Annotated in this window: 19 protein-coding genes; 5 read left to right on the forward strand and 14 right to left on the reverse strand. The window is 64.3% G+C overall.

All coding sequences use genetic code 11. From position 1 onward, the window contains the following. Window positions 1-101 precede the first annotated feature (101 nt). Both HALO32_RS14410 and HALO32_RS14415 read right to left on the reverse strand, forming a co-directional pair. Complete coding sequence (locus HALO32_RS14410; protein ID WP_151444601.1) at window positions 102-884, reverse strand: ZIP family metal transporter; 783 nt, start codon at window positions 882-884, stop codon at window positions 102-104. Window positions 885-920: 36 nt separating this feature from the next. Beyond that, entirely contained in the window at window positions 921-1901 is a 981-nt protein-coding gene (locus HALO32_RS14415; protein WP_151444602.1) for an arsenic resistance protein, read from the reverse strand. Window positions 1902-2019: 118 nt separating this feature from the next. Between HALO32_RS14415 and HALO32_RS14420 the strand changes: the two genes are divergently transcribed. Further along, window positions 2020-2616: an inorganic diphosphatase gene (locus tag HALO32_RS14420; protein WP_151444603.1), complete on the forward strand. Its 597-nt coding sequence runs from the start codon at window positions 2020-2022 to the stop codon at window positions 2614-2616. Window positions 2617-2904: 288 nt separating this feature from the next. On the opposite strand, the gene HALO32_RS14425 is transcribed toward HALO32_RS14420, so the two are convergent. From HALO32_RS14425 to phnD, 11 genes are all read right to left on the reverse strand, one after another. Then, window positions 2905-3141: a thioredoxin family protein gene (locus HALO32_RS14425; protein ID WP_151444604.1), complete on the reverse strand. Its 237-nt coding sequence runs from the start codon at window positions 3139-3141 to the stop codon at window positions 2905-2907. 17 nt (window positions 3142-3158) lie between these two features. Next, window positions 3159-4169, reverse strand: coding sequence for a permease (locus HALO32_RS14430; RefSeq protein WP_151444605.1), 1011 nt, complete (start codon window positions 4167-4169; stop codon window positions 3159-3161). A 94-nt stretch (window positions 4170-4263) separates the two neighbouring features. Continuing rightward, a complete protein-coding gene (locus tag HALO32_RS14435; protein WP_192576522.1) occupies window positions 4264-4842 on the reverse strand; it encodes a sigma-70 family RNA polymerase sigma factor in 579 nt (192 codons plus the stop codon). Further along, entirely contained in the window at window positions 4839-6023 is a 1185-nt protein-coding gene (locus tag HALO32_RS14440) for a thiolase family protein (RefSeq protein WP_151444607.1), read from the reverse strand. Before HALO32_RS14440 ends, HALO32_RS14435 begins: the two co-directional genes overlap by 4 nt. A gap of 111 nt (window positions 6024-6134) precedes the next feature. After that, window positions 6135-7337: an MFS transporter gene (locus tag HALO32_RS14445; RefSeq protein WP_151444608.1), complete on the reverse strand. Its 1203-nt coding sequence runs from the start codon at window positions 7335-7337 to the stop codon at window positions 6135-6137. A 50-nt stretch (window positions 7338-7387) separates the two neighbouring features. After that, window positions 7388-7672: a CC/Se motif family (seleno)protein gene (locus HALO32_RS14450; RefSeq protein ID WP_151444609.1), complete on the reverse strand. Its 285-nt coding sequence runs from the start codon at window positions 7670-7672 to the stop codon at window positions 7388-7390. Window positions 7673-7675: 3 nt separating this feature from the next. Continuing rightward, window positions 7676-8761: an ACR3 family arsenite efflux transporter gene (arsB, locus tag HALO32_RS14455; protein WP_151444610.1), complete on the reverse strand. Its 1086-nt coding sequence runs from the start codon at window positions 8759-8761 to the stop codon at window positions 7676-7678. A 91-nt stretch (window positions 8762-8852) separates the two neighbouring features. Then, window positions 8853-9686 carry a phosphonate ABC transporter, permease protein PhnE gene (gene phnE / locus HALO32_RS14460; RefSeq protein WP_151444611.1) on the reverse strand — a complete coding sequence of 278 codons (834 nt, stop codon included), beginning with the start codon at window positions 9684-9686 and terminating at the stop codon, window positions 8853-8855. After that, window positions 9683-10492 carry a phosphonate ABC transporter, permease protein PhnE gene (phnE, locus tag HALO32_RS14465; protein ID WP_151444612.1) on the reverse strand — a complete coding sequence of 270 codons (810 nt, stop codon included), beginning with the start codon at window positions 10490-10492 and terminating at the stop codon, window positions 9683-9685. The genes phnE (HALO32_RS14460) and phnE (HALO32_RS14465) overlap by 4 nt, the downstream gene beginning before the upstream one ends. Further along, window positions 10489-11313: a phosphonate ABC transporter ATP-binding protein gene (gene phnC / locus HALO32_RS14470; protein WP_151444613.1), complete on the reverse strand. Its 825-nt coding sequence runs from the start codon at window positions 11311-11313 to the stop codon at window positions 10489-10491. The genes phnE (HALO32_RS14465) and phnC overlap by 4 nt, the downstream gene beginning before the upstream one ends. 79 nt (window positions 11314-11392) lie before the next feature. Beyond that, entirely contained in the window at window positions 11393-12361 is a 969-nt protein-coding gene (gene phnD / locus HALO32_RS14475) for a phosphate/phosphite/phosphonate ABC transporter substrate-binding protein (protein ID WP_151444614.1), read from the reverse strand. A gap of 176 nt (window positions 12362-12537) precedes the next feature. Here phnD and HALO32_RS14480 point away from each other — a divergent pair, with 176 nt between their 5' ends. From HALO32_RS14480 to HALO32_RS14490, 3 genes are all read left to right on the forward strand, one after another. Next, window positions 12538-13152 (forward strand): ABC transporter ATP-binding protein, encoded by a 615-nt coding sequence (locus tag HALO32_RS14480; protein ID WP_225810056.1) that lies wholly within the window; start codon window positions 12538-12540, stop codon window positions 13150-13152. Then, entirely contained in the window at window positions 13143-13946 is an 804-nt protein-coding gene (locus HALO32_RS14485) for an ABC transporter permease (protein ID WP_151444616.1), read from the forward strand. Before HALO32_RS14480 ends, HALO32_RS14485 begins: the two co-directional genes overlap by 10 nt. Window positions 13947-14074: 128 nt before the next feature. Then, window positions 14075-14935: a sensor domain-containing diguanylate cyclase gene (locus HALO32_RS14490; protein ID WP_151444617.1), complete on the forward strand. Its 861-nt coding sequence runs from the start codon at window positions 14075-14077 to the stop codon at window positions 14933-14935. Between the two features lie 470 nt (window positions 14936-15405). Here HALO32_RS14490 and HALO32_RS14495 read toward each other — a convergent pair whose 3' ends face one another. Next, complete coding sequence (locus HALO32_RS14495; protein WP_151444618.1) at window positions 15406-16593, reverse strand: acetyl-CoA C-acyltransferase; 1188 nt, start codon at window positions 16591-16593, stop codon at window positions 15406-15408. Window positions 16594-16728: 135 nt separating this feature from the next. Here HALO32_RS14495 and HALO32_RS14500 point away from each other — a divergent pair, with 135 nt between their 5' ends. Continuing rightward, the gene (locus HALO32_RS14500) at window positions 16729-17298 is read left to right on the forward strand and encodes a TetR/AcrR family transcriptional regulator (RefSeq protein ID WP_151444619.1); all 570 of its coding nucleotides are present in this window, start codon (window positions 16729-16731) and stop codon (window positions 17296-17298) included. Window positions 17299-17344: the final 46 nt, after the last annotated feature.

The raw sequence follows: 17344 nt of genomic DNA on the forward strand, positions 1-17344 counted from the left end.
ATGAGCGCCAAGGCCATGGTGGCGTCACGCTCCCTTGGGACGGCGAGAATGCCCTGGGGGCTCTCACCGGACGGGGATGGCGTCTTATGAGTGCCCACGTACTAGCCCAGCGAAACATCCAGGAACAGCATCAGCACCAAGCCTACCGAGAGGCCCAGGGTTGCCTTGTTCTGGTGACCACTGCGGTGGGTCTCGGGAATGATCTCGTGGCTGATGACATAGAGCATCGCGCCGGCGGCGAAGGCCAGCCCCCAGGGAAGCAGAACCTGTGACATGCTGACGACGCCCGCCCCCAGAAGACCACCCAGCGGTTCGACCAGTCCGGTAAGGGAGGCAATGATCCACGATCGCCAGCGTGAATAGCCCTCCCCGAGTAGCGCTACCGCCACTGCCAGGCCTTCCGGCATGTTCTGGAGGCCGATGCCGAGGGCAAGCGGTAATCCTCCCTCGCGGCCTCCCGCACCGAAGGCCACGCCGACGGCCAGGCCCTCTGGCAGGTTGTGGATCGTGATGGCAATGATGAACAGCCAGACGCGGCGAAGCGATGCCGCCTCCGGCCCTTCACGCCCCTGCTCGAAATGCTCGTGGGGAAGTCGCTCGTTCAGCAGGGCGATCAGCCCCATCCCCATCAGTATGGCCGCACAGGCAATAGCGGCAGGCACGACGGTACCGCCATAGCGCAGCTCAGAGGCATCCAGGGAGGGGATGATCAGGGAAAAGAAGGACGCCGCCAGCATGACACCCGCGGCGAAACCGAGCGCCAGATCGCGGATACCGCGATTGGGCGTCTTGCTGATCAGGACGGGAAGTGCCCCGATGGCCGTCATCGAGCCGGCGACGAGACTACCCAGGAACCCGAGCATGACGGGTGACATATCTTCCATAATGCTGCTCATGTGGATGAATACGGCCAAGAGGTATCACGGAGCCGTCTCGCTGGGGGGGAGGGTATCCGGAATCAATTTGCTCGGCACCCAGTTCAGGTAGGCCACCATGCCGAACAGCTCGACCAGCGACTGGAAGACGATGACCACCACGGCAGCGTGCCAGGCCTCGGGCAGGGTCAAGGCGATGGGCAGTACCACGAAGGAGTTGCGCGTGCCGAAGCTGAAGGTCAGGGTCCTGGCGGAACGTGTCGGTAGCCGGAAAAGCCCCCCGAGCGTCTTGCCCAGTAAGGCGGCGAAGACCAGGTAGCCGATGAAGATCAGCAATACCTGCATCAACACTCCGCTGAGGCCGGCCACCGTCGTTACCTGTGATGCCGCGATGACAAAGACAACCAGTGCGAGCAATGGCACGGGCAGTATACCCAGGCCATGCACCAGCCGTCTGGCATTGAGGCTGCGCTCGGCCAGACGCTCGGTCACCCAGGCCAGGGCCAGGGGAGTAAGGATCAAACCCGCAAAGGCGTTGAGCAGGTGGCGGCTGATCGCGGCCTGAAACCACTCCGCGCCCAGGAAGAGCCAGAGATAGGCGGGCAAGGCCAGCAACTGCACCAGCAACAGCACCGGTGTGGCGGCGATCGCCCGGCCGGTGTCGCCCTTGCCCAGGTGGGTGAAGCTGATAAACCAGTCGGTACAGGGGACGAGCAGCACCAGCAGTACGCCGGCCTGCACGGCCGTCGACACGGGCATCATGGCCATCAGTCCGCCCAGCACCAGGGGAATCACCGCGAAGTTGCCGAGCATCAGGGCCGCCAGGAAACGCCAATCCTTGAGGCCCTGACCGATCCGCGTCAGCGGAACCTGGGTGAAGGTGGCATAGAGCAGAGCACCGAGCAGTGGCCAGAGGAAGGCTTCCAGCCGCGCTGCTGTATCGGGATGACTCAGCCCGCTGGCCAGGCCCGCCAGGATGCAGGTCAGATAGATCCAGGATTGTCGACGTTCCATCCAATCGCGCATGGGGCTGCATCCGTCTGACTTGGACATCACGATGTCGTGTCACTGTCATCGAGGGTTCATGGAAGCTGGCTAGGTTGGAAGCGTATCAACGAACCCTTTCAGCATCGGAGGTAATCTCATGATCAAACCTGCCGTCCTGCCGCTGATAGCAGCCAGCCTGCTTAGCACCACAGCCGCCCAGGCCCAGAACGTATTCGACTACCCACAGACCGAGGACGCGCCAGCGACCTTCCATGTGGTCAATGAAATACCCGCCGGTGGCTTTACCAAGTACGAGATCAATGCCGACCAGGGTCAGCTGATCGTCGACCGCTATGTGTCGATGCCAGTGCGCTATCCGGCGAACTATGGTTCGATCACCAGCTCGGCCGGCGGCGATGGCGACCCGCTGGATGCCCTGGTGATCACGCGTGACGCCATCTACCCCGGCGCGGTGATCAAGGTGAAGCCGATCGGCGTGCTGCGCATGATCGATGACGGCGAGGCCGACGACAAGATCATCGCGGTTCCCGCCGATGACGTCGATCCTACCTACGCCGATATCGATGGCATGGACGATCTGCCGGGCATGGAAGTCGAGCGCCTGAACGCGTTCTTCCGCGTCTACAAGGACCTGCCGGACGGTGGTGACATCGAACTCAACGGTTTCGGCGATGCCAGCGAGGCTCGTGAGATCCTGGCTCAGGCCCTGGAAGCCTACCAGCAGGCCCATTAGAACTGACGGCTAACCTGAGAAAGCCCCGTAAATTCAGCGGCCAGCGGCGATGCTGGCCGCTGGAGCTCGGTCATTTAAGGCTAATCAAGGCAGGCCCATCATTTCAGACCCCCGTTTCCGAAGCGCTCGAATACGGAGGTTGCTGATGCGCATGCGGCGCCATCCAAACCATGCTTCCCCTCGTCGTGGAGGTCATAACCCAACGACGAAGAACAGTTTTACTGTGCACATGACGGCGATGTAGCCAAGTTGGGTTTGTTGCTCGGCTTCTCGGCCAACATGCTGCGCTCACGCCTTCAGCATGGTCTCGATCTTGTCGCGGTTCGGCACGCTGCCGCTATGAACGAGCTTGCCGTCGATGGCCACACCAGGCGTCGACATGACCTTGTAGCCCATGATGCTGGCCGGATCGGTCACCTTTTCCACCTCGACCTCGATGCCCAGCTCACTGGCTACCGCCTGGAATTCCTCGGCGGTGTTGACGCACTTCTTGCAGCCGGTGCCCAGAACCTCGATCTTCTTCATGTCTTGCTCCTTTCCGTTTAGTGAAAACCGCTGAACAGCCAGGGGCTCAGCAGGTTGATCAGCCAACCAACGATCATGAAGTTGGCCAGCAGGATGACGAAGATGGTGGCCAGCAGACGCCACTGCATGACCTGCTTGAGCATGATGAATTCGGGAAAGCTGGCCGCCACGGTGCTCATGCAGAAGGCCAGGGTTGTACCCACCGGCAGGCCCTTGAGGATCAGGCTCTCCATCACCGGAATGACGCCGGTGGCGTTGGAATACAGGGGGAGACCGGCAAATACGGCTGCCGGGACGTTCCACCACTGGCCGCTGCCGAGGTGGTCGGCGAACCAGCCATCCGGCACGAAGCCGTGAAGGGCAGCGCCCAGGCCGACGCCGATGATCACCCATTTCCAGATCCGCCCGACGATCTCCTTGAGCTCGTCCCGGGCAAAGTCGTGGCGGTCCTTCAGGGTGAGGAAGGGAGCTTCGGGGGCGGTCTCGTCACCTTGGGGCGTTTCGGCGGCCTGCTGGTAGGCCTTGGCGGCGAAATCCTTCAGCCAGCGCTCGCCCTTGATGGCATCGAGCACCATGCCGCCGCCGATGCCCACCGCCATGCCGATCACGACATAGACCATAGTGAACTCCCAGCCCAGCAGGCTCCACAGCATGATCACCGCCACCTCGTTGATGATCGGCGAGGTGAACAGGAAGGCCATGGTGATGCCCAGTGGAATACCGGCGCTGGTGAAGCCCAGAAACAGCGGGATGCTCGAGCAGGAGCAGAAGGGCGTGATGGCGCCGAAGCCGGCGCCCAGGCCATAGCCCGCCAGGCGGGGTTTCTGCTGGATATAATGGCGAACGCGCTCCAGGTTCAGGGAAGCGCGCATCAGCGCGATGATATAGATCATCACCACCAGCAGCGCGAAGATCTTGGTGGTGTCTTCGACGAAGAAGTGTAGCGAGGTGCCGAGCTTGCTCTCGGGATCCAGACCGGCCAACCCGTAGACCAGCCAGTCGGCCAACCCGGTAAAGACCTCCAGCATGTCTTTGACTCCTGTCTCATGAGTGTCGCTAATCAGAAGACGCAGGAGTCGGCAAAAAGATACTCACCCAGCGTTTTTCGAACTGGCCGGTGCTCTAAGAGAGGTCCCTCAGCTCTTCGGCCTTGTGGCAGCAGACGTGGCCCTCGGCGTCGAAGACGATGTCACACTGCTCGATCAGCCGTTCACGCAGCCGTTGCCGTGCCCGGCGTAGCCGCGCCTTGGTGGCCGGAAGGCCTAAACTATGGTTTTGGGCATAGTCTGCCTGTCTGTTCCCTTCGAGATCGCAGCGCTGCAGGATGTCTTGATCCTCCTGCGACAGGTGGGGAAGGGCTCGAGCGATGCAGTCGGCGAGGCTACCCAGTGGTGCCGGCGGAGTATTGTCCGCCGGCATTTCGGGCGGGTTGCCGTCAATCAGCTGCCCGGTGCGGCGCTGATCGTCGATCCATTGATTGCGGGCCACGCGGAAAAGCCAAGCGCGCGGTTTTCTCAGCTCACAGAACTGGTCGCGATGTATCAGCGCTTTGGCATAGACACGCTGCAAGAGGTCGTCTGCGTCTTCTCGGTCGCCGCAGTGGCGGATCAGGAAGCGCTGCAGCTCGCGGTGATGCTCCCACCAGGCAGACTCGACGCAAGGCGCCGAGCGTTGCGGCGTCTTCGTGACAGCTCGGCTCACAGACGTTCCAGCGCCAGGGCGATGCCCTGCCCGCCACCGATACACAGGGTGACGATGCCGCGGCGCTCGCCATTGCGTTGCATGGCATGCAGCAGGCGGGTGGTCAGCACCGCGCCACTGGCGCCGATGGGATGGCCGTGGGCGATGGCACCGCCCTCGACGTTGACGATCTCTTCCGGCAGGCCGAGTTCGCGCTGGCAGGCCAGGGCGATGGCGGCGAAGGCCTCGTTGATCTCCACACGATCCAGGTCGCTCACCGACCAGCCGGCGCGTTCGAGGGCCTGCTTGACCGCCGGCACCGGGCCGATGCCGAAGTAGTCAGGATCCACGGCGCCGACGCCGAAGGCCACGAGTCGGGCCATGGGGGCGAGGCCCTGCTTGTCGGCCCAGTCGCGCTCGGCGACGATCATCGCCGAGGCACCGCTGTTCAGTCCCGGCGCATTACCCGCGGTGATGGTGCCGTCCTTGCGGAAGGCGGGCTTGAGCTTCGCGAGGGATTCGGCGGTGGTGTCGCCGCGGTTGTGCTCGTCGCGAGCGAACGTAGTGGTGCCCTTGCGCGTGGTGAGCTCCACGGGAGCGATCTCGGCGTCGAAGTGGCCGGCTTCCTGGGCCTTCGAGAAATTGAGCTGGGAGCGTAGCGCCCAGGCGTCCTGGTCGTCCCGGGAGATGCTGTAGCGGCTGACCAGGTCCTCGGTATGCCAGCCGGCGTGCTTGTTGCTGAAGGCGTCGTTCAGCCCGTCGAGCAGCATGCTGTCGAACATGGTCACGTCACCCATGCGCGCCCCCCATCGGCCCTGGGGAAGCACATAGGGGGCGCGGTCCATGTTCTCCATGCCGCCGGCGATGGCGCAGTCGGCCATGCCGCTCCAGATCTCCATGGCGGCATTGGCCACCGCCTGGGCGCCGGAGCCACAGACGCGGTTGACAGTGAGCGCCGGGACCTCCACCGGCAGCCCGCCGGCGATGCCGGCTTGGCGACCGGAGTTCATCCGGCAGCCTGCCTGGATGACGTGCCCCATGATCAGCGACTGGACCTTGTCGGGGGCCAAGCCGGATCGAGACAGGGTTTCCTGAATGACCCGCGCCCCCAGGTCCGTGGCGAGGGTGTCCTTGAGGCTGCCGGCGTAGGTGCCGATGGCGGTACGTACGGGCTGGCAGATGACGACGTCGCGAGATGGCATGGTGAAATTCTCGTTATGATAAGGAAATGATCTCGAAGGTGTGGTCCTTGGTATAGCACATCACTGGCATCGTCACCGTGATACATATCAAGCTCAGGGCCTGGTGACGGTTCAGGGTAGGTCGCCTTCTGGTGCGGTTTTGCATGTCGAAAGAGGACGCAATACCCAGAGGCCGATAATCGGCCCCGGCAGCAGCCACCACAGCACCCAGGCGCCCTGCAACTCCCACAGGGCGGTGGTGAGGTAAATGGCCGGCACGGTCAGGGCGAAGCCCACGGCGTTCATCACCGCCAGGGTCGAGCCCACTCGCTCGCGCGGCGCGCTGGCCGCCGCCAGCGCCGAGAACTGTGGCGAGTCGGCAATCACGGTCAGCCCCCACAGGACGAGTAGGCCAAGCAGCAGCCCTGGGGGCAGCCAGCCGATCAGCGGGTAGACCAGGCAGATCAGCCCGGAAGCGGCCAGGGCCCGGCGCGCCACCCAGAGGCTGCCCAGCCGGCGGCTTAACTGCCCGCCACCTACGCAGCCGGCCATCCCCAGCGCGATGACGGTAAACGACAGCCAGGGAATCCAGGCCTCGGGAGCGCCGAGCCGCGCTACTTCCCGGGCAACCAGGAAGGGGGCGAGCGTCCAGAAGGCGTAGAGTTCCCAACAGTGGCCGAAGTAGCCGCCGGCCACGGCGCGGAAACGGGGCTCCCGCAAGGCGGCCAGCCCGTCGAGCAGCCGTGCTTTGCCGCTTGACGGTGGCAGATGTGGGCCATCCCCCAGGACGAAAATGCCCATCCCGCCGAGTAGAGCCAGGATGGAAGCACCCAGCAGCGACCACTCCCAGGGCAAGCCCAGGGTAGAGCCGCGAAGAAGATGAGGCAGGGCGGTACCCAGGGTGAGCATGCCCACCAGCCAGGCGAGTGCCGCGCCGGTGTATCGGGGTGTCCAGCCGATGACCAGCTTCATGCCCAGCGGATAGATGCCGGCCAGGCACAGCCCGGTGAAGAAACGCAGCGTGAGTGCCAGGGTCATCTGGTCGGCCACCAGCACGAAGCCGGCATTGACCAGGGCACCGGCCAGGCAGGCAGTGGCGAAGATACGGCTGGCGCGGAAACGATCGGCCAGGCCGGTGGTGGCGATGAACAGGGTGCCGGTGATGAAGCCTGCCTGCACGGTGAGCGTCAATCGGCCCAGGTCCGCTTCGGAGAGACCCAGGTCACGCGACAGCGACAGCCCCACGCCGTTGACGGAGAACCACAGCGAGGTGCCGCAGAGCTGGGCAAGCACGATGACGGCCAGCGGGTGGCGGTGCACTAGGGTCGGAGTCATTCATGGATCCTCGCCGGCAAGGGGCCCCAAGGCAAGAAGTAGATCAAAACCTACCGCGTCAAGGGAGCGCCCTCCACGAAGAGGTGCTTGAGGCCGAGGAAGCCCTCGGCATCGAGGGTCAGCCCCTGGTCGACCAGCGTCGGATCGACGTAGAGCGTCATGTCCTCGAACTCGAGGCGCACATAGCGTTCGGGTGAGTCTGGCGGCCTGGCCTCGGCCACCGCGATATCGGCCCTGCCGCCGCAGCAACCGCGGCGGGGCGATAGTCGCACCGTGGCGACGCCTCCCTTCTTGTTGAGCCACTCACGGGCCCGAGGGGTCACCTCGATGGTCATGGCTTAGCGAGGTTCCGTGCTGGCATCGGGAAAGTGGTGACGCGTCTTGTTGGCGATGCGCACCAGGGCAAGCATCAATGGCACCTCCACCAGTACGCCTACCACCGTGGCCAGGGCGGCGCCGGATTGCAGGCCGAACAACGAGATGGCGGCGGCGACGGCCAGCTCGAAGAAGTTGCTGGCACCGATCATCGCCCCGGGGGCGGCGACGTTGTGGGGCACCTTCCACGCCTTGGCCCAGCCGTAGGCGATAAAGAAGATAAAGAAGGTCTGAATGATCAGCGGAACGGCGATCAGCACGATATGCAGTGGCGCCTCGAGGATCACCTCCCCCTGGAAGGCGAACAGCAGCACCAGCGTCAGGATAAGCCCGGCCGGGGTTATCGGGCCGATGCGTCTCATGAAGACGTTGTCGTACCACTCGCTGCCGTGGCGAGAGATCAGCGTACGCCGCGTCAGATAGCCGGCGGCGAGCGGAATCACGATGTAGAGGACCACTGACAGTGCCACGGTGTTCCAGGGCACCTGAATGTTGGAGACGTCGAGCAGGAAGACCACGATGGGGGCGAAGGCGAACAGCATGATCAAATCGTTGAGCGAAACCTGCACCAGGGTATAGGCGGCATCGCCTCGGGTCAGGTAGCTCCACACGAAGACCATGGCGGTACAGGGCGCGGCGCCCAGCAGGATGGCGCCGGCCAGGTACTGGCTGGCGAGATCCGCAGGGATCAGCGGCTGGAACACCACCGTCAGGAAGAACCAGGCGATGGCAAACATGGTGAAGGGCTTGATCAGCCAGTTCACCGTGGTGGTGATAATCAGCCCCCTGGGCTGGCGGCGCACGCCGAGTACGGCGGTGAAGTCGATCTGCGCCATCATGGGAAAGATCATCGCCCAGATCAGGATGGCCACCGGGATCGATACCTGGGCGTACTCGAAACGCGACAGCGCGTCGGGAATTGCTGGTGCGAACTGTCCAAGCAGCACCCCGGCAACAATGGCCAACGCTACCCAAAGCGAGAGAAAGCGTTCGAAGCGCCCCATGCCCTCCGCCGTGCTGGGTGACTGGGATTCCTGGTGTGGGGTCATGGACACGTCCTCTCGCCGGGCATAATATATGGATTTTCATATGTTAAAGCCATTTGGCGGGGATGACCATGTGTCGGGACAGGATGGCGACTCAGATCAACGCTTGTCGCACCCGTGCCGAGACGGTCTCGCTGACCACCACCGTGCCCAGGATCACGATCAGGATGGTCGCCACCTGGGACCAGGCCAGGGTGTCGATGGAGGACTGCAGCTTCATGCCGATGCCGCCGGCGCCGACCAGCCCCAGGATGGTGCTCTCGCGGATGTTGATGTCCCAGCGAAACATCGAGATGCCCCAGAAGGCGGGCAGCACCTGGGGCACGATGCCGTAGTGGATCACCTGGGATCGAGCGGCGCCGGTAGCGGTCACGGCTTCCACCTGGCGCGCGTCGGTCTCCTCGATGGCCTCGTACAGCAGCTTGCCGACAAAGCCGATGGAGCGCAGGGCGATGGCAACGATGCCGGCCAGCAGCCCCGGGCCGATGATCGCCACCAGCAGCAGCGCCCAGATCAGCGAGTTGATCGAACGCGACGTCACGATGATGAACAGCGCCACCGGGCGAACCAGCAGCGCCGAGGGTGTGGTGTTGCGCGCCGCCAGGAAGGCCACCGGGACCGCCAGGATGACGCCACCCATCGTGCCTAGGGTGGCGATGTTGAGGGTATCCCACAGCGGCATCAGCAGCTCGGGCAGGTAGGCCAGTCGGGGCGGGAACATGCGGCTGCCGATGTCGGCGGCCTGGCTCGGTGCATCGGTGACGAAGATCCACAGGGTGTTCTCGTTCATCAACTGCCAGCACCATACAAAGAGCGCCACCAGGGCCACCCAGCCCACCCACAGCGCCAGCCGGGCGCGAGGCGTGCGAAAGGTCCAGACCTGCGAATAGTGGGGGGGCTCGCCGGGGCGAGTATCGAGAGCGCTCATTGCAGATACTTCCTGAGGTGGCTGGAGCCATACTCCGAGAGCATGACGATGGCGATGACAAGCAGCAGGATGGCGCCGGCACTGTCGTACTCGTAGCGGTCGATGGCGGTGTTGAGGGTGGCGCCGATGCCGCCGGCACCGACGATGCCGATCACCGCACTTTCGCGGAAGTTGATGTCCAGTCGGTAGAGCGACAGACCGATCAACCGCGGCATGACCTGGGGCTGAACGGCGTAGTGGATCAACTGCCACCTGCTGGCCCCGGTGGCGCGGATCGCCTCGATCTGGCTGGCGCTGGCCTCCTCGATGTCGTCGGCGAGCAGCTTGGCCACGAAGCCGATGGAGGCGAAGGCCAGGGTAAGAAAGCCGGCGAAGGGACCGAAGCCGAACATCGCCACCAGGAAGATGGCGATGATGATCTCCTGCAGCGAGCGGCTGACGGCAACGATCGAGCGACACACCAGATAGACGGCGCGCGGCGAGAGATTTCGCGCCGCCCCGATACCGATGGGCACCGAGACCAGCACGCCCACCACGGTGGCGGTCAGCGTCATGGTCAAGCTCTCGATCAGACCCTGGCGGATATCCTGCCAGCGGCTGGTGAAGTCCGGCTGCAGGAAACCCTGGACGAAGCGGGCGCCGCGCGACAGCCCCTCGACAACACGGCCGGCGTCGATTTCCAGCGAACTTAGCGCCAGTATCAGGTAGCCCAGCAGAAGAAGCGGAAGCAGCAGCCGCCAGCGCCGGGTCTTGACCAGCTGAGGCGGTCGCCGCCAGCGGCGCGGATAGGACGTGCTTGCCGTCATATCGCCGTCCCTACCAGTCGCAACGAGCCCTGTGCCTGGCTGGCGAAGTCAGGCTCCTCGTCGTCCTGGTCGGTGGCGGTCCAGTCCTCGGCACCGTAGATCTCGGTGAGTGTCTCCTCGTCGAGACGGTCCGGGGCATTATCGAATACCACCTGGCCGGCACGCAGCCCCACCAGGCGATCGACGAACTGCTGGGCCAGCGGCACATCGTGGATGTTGACGATGGCCGGCAGCTGGCGCTCGGCGCAGATCTCGGTGATCAGCCGCATGATCTGGCGGCTGGTCTTGGGATCGAGGCTTGCCGTGGGCTCGTCCACCAGCAACAGTTCGGGCTCCTGGGCCAGGGCGCGAGCGATGCCCACCCGCTGGCGCTGGCCGCCGGAAAGGGCGTCGGCCCGCTTGTCGGCGTGCTCTAGCAGCCCCACACGATCGAGGAGGCGATAGGCATTCTCGATGTCCCGGCCCGGGAAGCGCCGCGTGAAGCTGCGCCAGAAGGCGACATAGCCCAGTCGCCCGGAGAGCACGTTCTCCATCACGGTCAGGCGCTCCACCAGGGCGTACTCCTGGAAGATCATGCCGATGCGGCGTCGCGCCTGGCGCAGCTCGCGGCCGCCCAGGTTGACCAGATCGGTCTCGCCCAGGCGAATCGCGCCGCTGGAGGGCTCCACCAGGCGGTTGATGCAGCGAATCAACGTCGACTTGCCTGCTCCCGAGGGGCCGATCAGGCCCACGACCTGGCCCCGCGGCACCCGGAAGGTCACCTCACGCAGTGCGGTGTCGCCGCCCGTATAGGTCTTGGTTAGCTGGTCGATGGTAAGCACTTGGCAGGTTCTCCCCTATATCTCACCTACGCGAAGACGCGGGCGATATGCCGCGCCCGCGCCCTCCTTGGCATGAAGCTCAGTTGCAGTCGTATTCGACGCCGTTGGCCTCATCGATCTGGCGGATGACCGCCCAGTGCTGCTTGAAGGTGATGGGGATGAACTGTTCCTCACCGTTACGACCGAACTCCTCGGCCAGCGCGCTGCCTTCCCACTCGAAGCTGAAGAAGGCCTCCTGGATCGCCTCCTGCAGCTCGGGTGTCAGGTTATGGACGGTGCCATAGCTGGTGGTGGGGAAGGTATCCGACTGGTAGATCACCTCGAGTTGGTCGGCGTCGATCACGTCGCGGTCGATCATGCGGTTCTTCACCGAGTTGGCCACGGTAGCGACCGCATAGTCCTGGTTGGCCACCCCTAGCACGGAGTTGTCGTGCTTGCCGGAGAAGTCGACTTCGTAGTCCTCGCCGGACGCCATGCCGAACTCGGACGCCATCAGGGCCGTGGGCGCCTTGAAGCCGGAGTTGGAGGTCTCGGAGGTGTGAGTCAGGGTGCGGCCGCGGATATCCTCGACCTCCTCGATGCCGGAACCCGGGTGGGTGATGATTTCCATCTCGTAACCGAAGCTGCCGTCCTCGGCGGCCATCATGGTAAAGGGACGATAGCCCGCACAGGCCACGGCCAGGGGGTTGGAACCGGTATTGAAACCGGCGATGTGCAGGCGTCCGGCGCGCATCGCCTCGATCTGGGCGGAATTGGACTGGACCGGGAAGAACTGCACCCTCTTGCCGGTGACCTCCTCCATGTGCTCGAGGAAGCCGTCCCATACCTCGGCGTAGACGGCGGGGTCTTCCACCGGGGTATAGGCAAACACCAGGGTGCCCGGGTCGAGCCACTGGCTCTCGTCCTCGGGGATATCGGCCACCAGGTCACCATCGGCATCGGTGTAGCGATCGCTGAGGGTGAACTGTGCCTGGGCCTGGGTCATGCCGACAGAGAGAACGGCGACGGCCACGCCGCCGGCGATCAGGGAGCGAGTCAGGATCTGCATGGGATACCACCTTCGTCATGGGAAATGGAACGCAGGGGTATCCTGGAAGCCAGCTGTGACAGTGGTAAGTCAGTGAAATGGCGGTGAGATGACGCGGTGTTGACGACGCCATGTCGCACTCCCCGGCAAGCGCAAGCTGCTACCATCGCGCCATACCTTTCTGCCTGGAGGTTGCCTTGCCCACCACCGATGCCCTGCGCCTGGAGCGGCTTGCCATCGGCGAGCTTGCCGAGGTGAGCCTTATCGTCGCTCCCGGCGAGGTTCACTGCTTGTCGGGGCCCAGCGGCTCCGGTAAAAGCCGGCTGCTGCGCGCCGTGGCGGATCTTGAGCCCCATGATGGCGAGGCATGGCTGGGCGATGTTGCCCAGGCGTCGTTGCCGGCCCACGAGTGGCGCGCACGGGTGATGCTGGTGCCGGCAGAAAGCCATTGGTGGGCAGACCATGTGGGCGAGCACCTGCCGCAAGCCGACCCCGCCGATCTCGAGGTGCTGGGCTTCACCCCCGAGGTGCTGAACTGGCAGGTGGCCAGGCTCTCCTCCGGGGAGAAGCAGCGCCTGGCCCTGCTGCGGGCGATCAGCCGCGAGCCCTCGGCACTGTTGCTCGATGAGCCCACCGCCAACCTTGATGAGGCCACCACCCGCCGGGTGGAGGCCTGGCTGAACGAGCGAATCCGCGAGAGAGGCTGGCCGACACTCTGGGTAGCCCACGATGCTGCCCAGATCGCCCGGGTGGCGAACCACCACTGGCATATCGATGGGGCCGAGCTTAGTCAGGTGCCGACATGGACGTGATCGAGTTGACCTGGTGGCAGCTGGCCCTGGCGGCGCTGATGGTGGTGGCGCTCGCTGGCTGCACGGCTGCCATGCGCTTGGGGATGAGCCGCAGCCTGCTGATTGCCGCGGCGCGTACCGTGATCCAGTTGGCCCTGATCGGCCTGGTACTCGAAGCGCTGTTCGCCGCCGAGCGCCTGCTCTGGGTGGCGCTGATGGCCTTTACCATGCTGCTGATCGCCGGGCGCGAGGTCATGGCCCGCCAGAAGCGACGGCTGATCGGCGGCTGGGCCTTCGGTATCGGCACGGTGGCGATGTTCGTGTCGTCGTTTACGGTGACCGTGCTGACGCTCACCGTGATCATTGGCTCCGAGCCCTGGTATCGGCCGCAGTACGCCATCCCGCTGCTGGGCATGATGCTCGGCAACACCATGACCGGGGTGGCCCTGGCGCTGGATCGCCTCACCGACACCGCCTGGCGACAGCGGGCGGTGATCGAGAACCGGCTGATGCTCGGCCAGCGCTGGCAGGAGGCCATCGGGGACATTCGTCGTGAGGCCATGCGCAGCGGCCTGATGCCGATGATCAACGCCATGGCCGCCGCCGGGGTGGTCAGCCTCCCCGGCATGATGACCGGCCAGATCCTTGCCGGCAGCCCGCCCGCCCTGGCGGTGAAGTACCAGATACTCGTGATGTTCACCATTACCCTGGGAACCGGCTTCGGCACCCTGGCCGCGGTGGCGGCGGGGAGTCGGCGACTCTTCGACGGCCGCCAGCGACTGCGCCTCGACCGCCTCTCGACACCCAGATCATGAGGGGAGTGACGGTTGTGGAAATTCGACGCGCCTTGCTGCAGTGTTGCCCTGGACGTCGGCAGTATTCCTTACCGCCTCGTTCACGATCGGGCTACAATCTTGGCACGTAAACCGGACTCCCTTGACTCATGCCTGTCGATCTTCAAGCGCTCTATCCCAAACTGATCAACCTGATGCTGGATACGGTCTTCGTGGTCGATGATGACTACCAGATCGTCTTCGTCAGCGATGCCTGTGAGTCGCTGCTTGGCTACCGTGCCAACGAGTTGACCGGCACCTTGATCACCAACTACATGCATCCCGAGGATCTGGAGGCCAGCCTGGCGTCAGCCCAGCGGGTCATGACCGGTCAGCCCCATACCGATTTTCGCAACCGTTATATCCGCAAGGACGGCGGTATCGTATACATCCTCTGGTCGGCTCGCTGGGTCGAGGAAGAGGGCGTTCGCATCGGCGTGGCTCGCAACGTGACGGCACTCAGGCAGGCCGAGGACGAATTGCGCTTCCTCGCCCATCATGATCCCTTGACAGGGTTGACCAACCGCTCGTTGTTCTATGATCGTCTGGACTCGGCCCTTCATGCGGCCCACCGTCACCAGAGCTATCTGGCCTTGCTGTTTCTGGATTTGAATGACTTCAAGGTGATCAATGATGTCCATGGTCATGCCATGGGGGATCGTGTGCTCTGTTCGGTGGCACGACGGCTGGAAGGCTGTATCCGCGAGACCGACACGGTGGCCCGGATGGGCGGTGATGAATTCATCGTTCTGCTCACGGACATCAGGTCGGTGGATGACGTGTCCGCGAAGGTGAATCAGATTCTCTCGGTCATCGCCGAACCGCTGGGTGCTGAGTTAGCGGGGATCACGCCGTCCTGCAGTATCGGCGTGGCCTGTTATCCTGCGGATGGAGAGAATGTCGATACCCTGCTGAGCCATGCGGATGGCGATATGTACCGGATAAAAAGGCGCCGTTCGGCAGTTAGGTGACTTTTCTGGAGGCCAGTCATGCATCGTGAAGCCGGTGATGCAGCTCGCTAAGTCGCTCGGCGAAGGCCGGCACCGGCCCCTCGACGAGGGGTTTCTGGAGTGTGGAGGAAAGGCGCCTCACGAGATGCGTCGCCAGCCCTGGCGTAGATGCTGGGCCGCACTCTGCCACAAGCGCGAAGGCGTCGCTGTCGGTGGTGTGTCGAGTATATCGATCGCCTCGTGCAGTGCCACCAGGATAGCATCCAGGTGGCGGTGTCAGAGGGAGCTGTCTAGGCCCCCGGGGCAGTAACCCACCAGCGCATCACACTCTGTGCAGGCGCTCTCCCGGGCACGCCTGGCCACAGGGTGACGCAGCCCAGGGAGTCATTCAGCAGCACGACAGGGGTGCCCCTTCCAGGGCGTCCCTGTGGTTGCCAGCGGGTGGCAAAGATCCGCCCCTGAGGGGTGTCGACCCAGAACTCCTGCGCCATTCAATCGACCAGCTCGACCGCCACGGCCGTGGCTTCGCCGCCGCCGATGCACAGACTGGCGATGCCCCGCTTGCCGCCCTTGGTGCGCAGGGCATGGATCAGGGTCGCGATGATCCGCGAGCCGGTAGAGCCGATGGGATGGCCCTGGGCGCAGGCACCGCCGAAGACGTTGACCTTGTCGTGGGGCAGGCCCAGGTCGTCCATGGCCATCAGGGTCACCACGGCGAAGGCCTCGTTGATCTCGAAGAGGTCGACGTCGTTCACGCTCCAGTCGAGCTTCTTCATCAGCTTCTCGATGGCGCCCACCGGGGCGATGGTGAATTCGCTGGGGTGACGCGAATTGGTGCTGTGGCCGAGCATGCGCGCGAGGGGCTTGGCACCCAGGCGATCGGCCGCCGCCTGGCTGGCCAGGATCAGCGCCGAGGCACCGTCGGAGATGGAGCTCGAGTTGGCGGCGGTGATGGTGCCGTCCTTGGCGAAGGCGGGACGCAGCTCGCGGATCTTGTCGAGCCTGGCCTGGAAAGGCTGCTCGTCGTGGTCGACCACGCTCTCGCCCTTGCGGCTGGTGACGGTGACCGGGGCCATCTCGGCGTCGAGGTGGCCGGCGTTGGTGGCCTCCATGGCGCGTTCCAGCGAGGCGATAGCGAAGTCGTCGAGCCGTTCGCGGCCGTAGCCCCGGTCGCTGGCGACGTCCTGGGCGAAGCCCCCCATCAGCTTGCCGGTCTCGGCGTCTTCCAGGCCATCAAGGAACATGTGGTCCTTCAACTCACCGTGGCCCAGGCGATAGCCGGCACGGGCCTTGGTCAGCACGTGAGGCGCATTGGACATGGACTCCATGCCGCCGGCCAGCATCACCTCGCCGCTGCCGGCGCGGATCAGGTCGTGGACCAGCATGGTGGCCTTCATGCCCGAGCCGCACAGCTTGTTGATGGTGGTGGCGCCGATGTTGTCGGGGATGCCGGCCTGGCGCATGGCCTGGCGTGCCGGCCCCTGCTTGACGCCGGCTGGCAGCACGCAGCCCATGATGCCTTCGTCGATGCTGTCGGCGCTGATGCCGGCGCGTTGGATGGCGGCGCTGATCGCCGTGGCACCCAGTTGCGGTGCGGTGAGGCTGGTGAGGCTGCCGAGCATGCCGCCCATGGGCGTGCGTGCGGCAGAGAGGAAAACGATATCGTTGGAGTGGCTCATGGTGGGTTCTCCCGGTGTAGCGTGCGGTTCCCGATGGAGCCGCGTGGTGATGGTGTGCCACGTTGACCCGGCATCGGGGCTGTGGTTTTCTCAGGGTCAACCAAGCAAGCGCTAGTGTAAATTCCGATGAATGTAATGAATGACTCACCGCGCCGCAAGGAACTGACGCGCCAGGCCGCCCAGCTGTTCGTTCAGGCGGGCTTCGACCGCACGACGGTGCGCATGCTCGCCCAGGAGATGGGTATCAAGTCCGGTAGCCTCTTCCATCATTTCCGCGACAAGCAGGAGATCCTGACGGCGGTGATCGAGGAGGGCACCCAGAACGCCCTGATCATCGCCAAGGCAGCCCTCGAACAATGCGACAACTCTGCCGAAGCACGGTTGCAGGCCATGGCGCGCGCGCACCTGGAAACCCTGCTCACCGACCGAAACGCCCATGTCGTCGCCCTCTATGAGTGGCGCCGCCTCGACCCCGAGGCCCGCGATCACCTGAGCCATCTGCGCGATGCCTACGAGGCGCTCTGGGAAACGGTGATCGACGAGGCCCTGGCCGCCGGCCTGATCCATGGTGACCGCTTCCTGGTGGCCCGCTTCGTGATGGGCGCGCTGAACTGGACGGTGCGCTGGTACGATCCTTCTGGTCCACGTTCACCGGATGACCTGGCCCATGAGCTGGTTGCCATGATTACTCATCGGCCCGTCTGACCCCTCGGTTCCCGAAAAAGCGTTTTGGCGCGACGTCGTCGGTCAC

It is taken from the genome of Halomonas lysinitropha (assembly GCF_902500215.1).
GTDB classification, from domain to species: Bacteria; Pseudomonadota; Gammaproteobacteria; order Pseudomonadales; family Halomonadaceae; genus Halomonas; species Halomonas lysinitropha.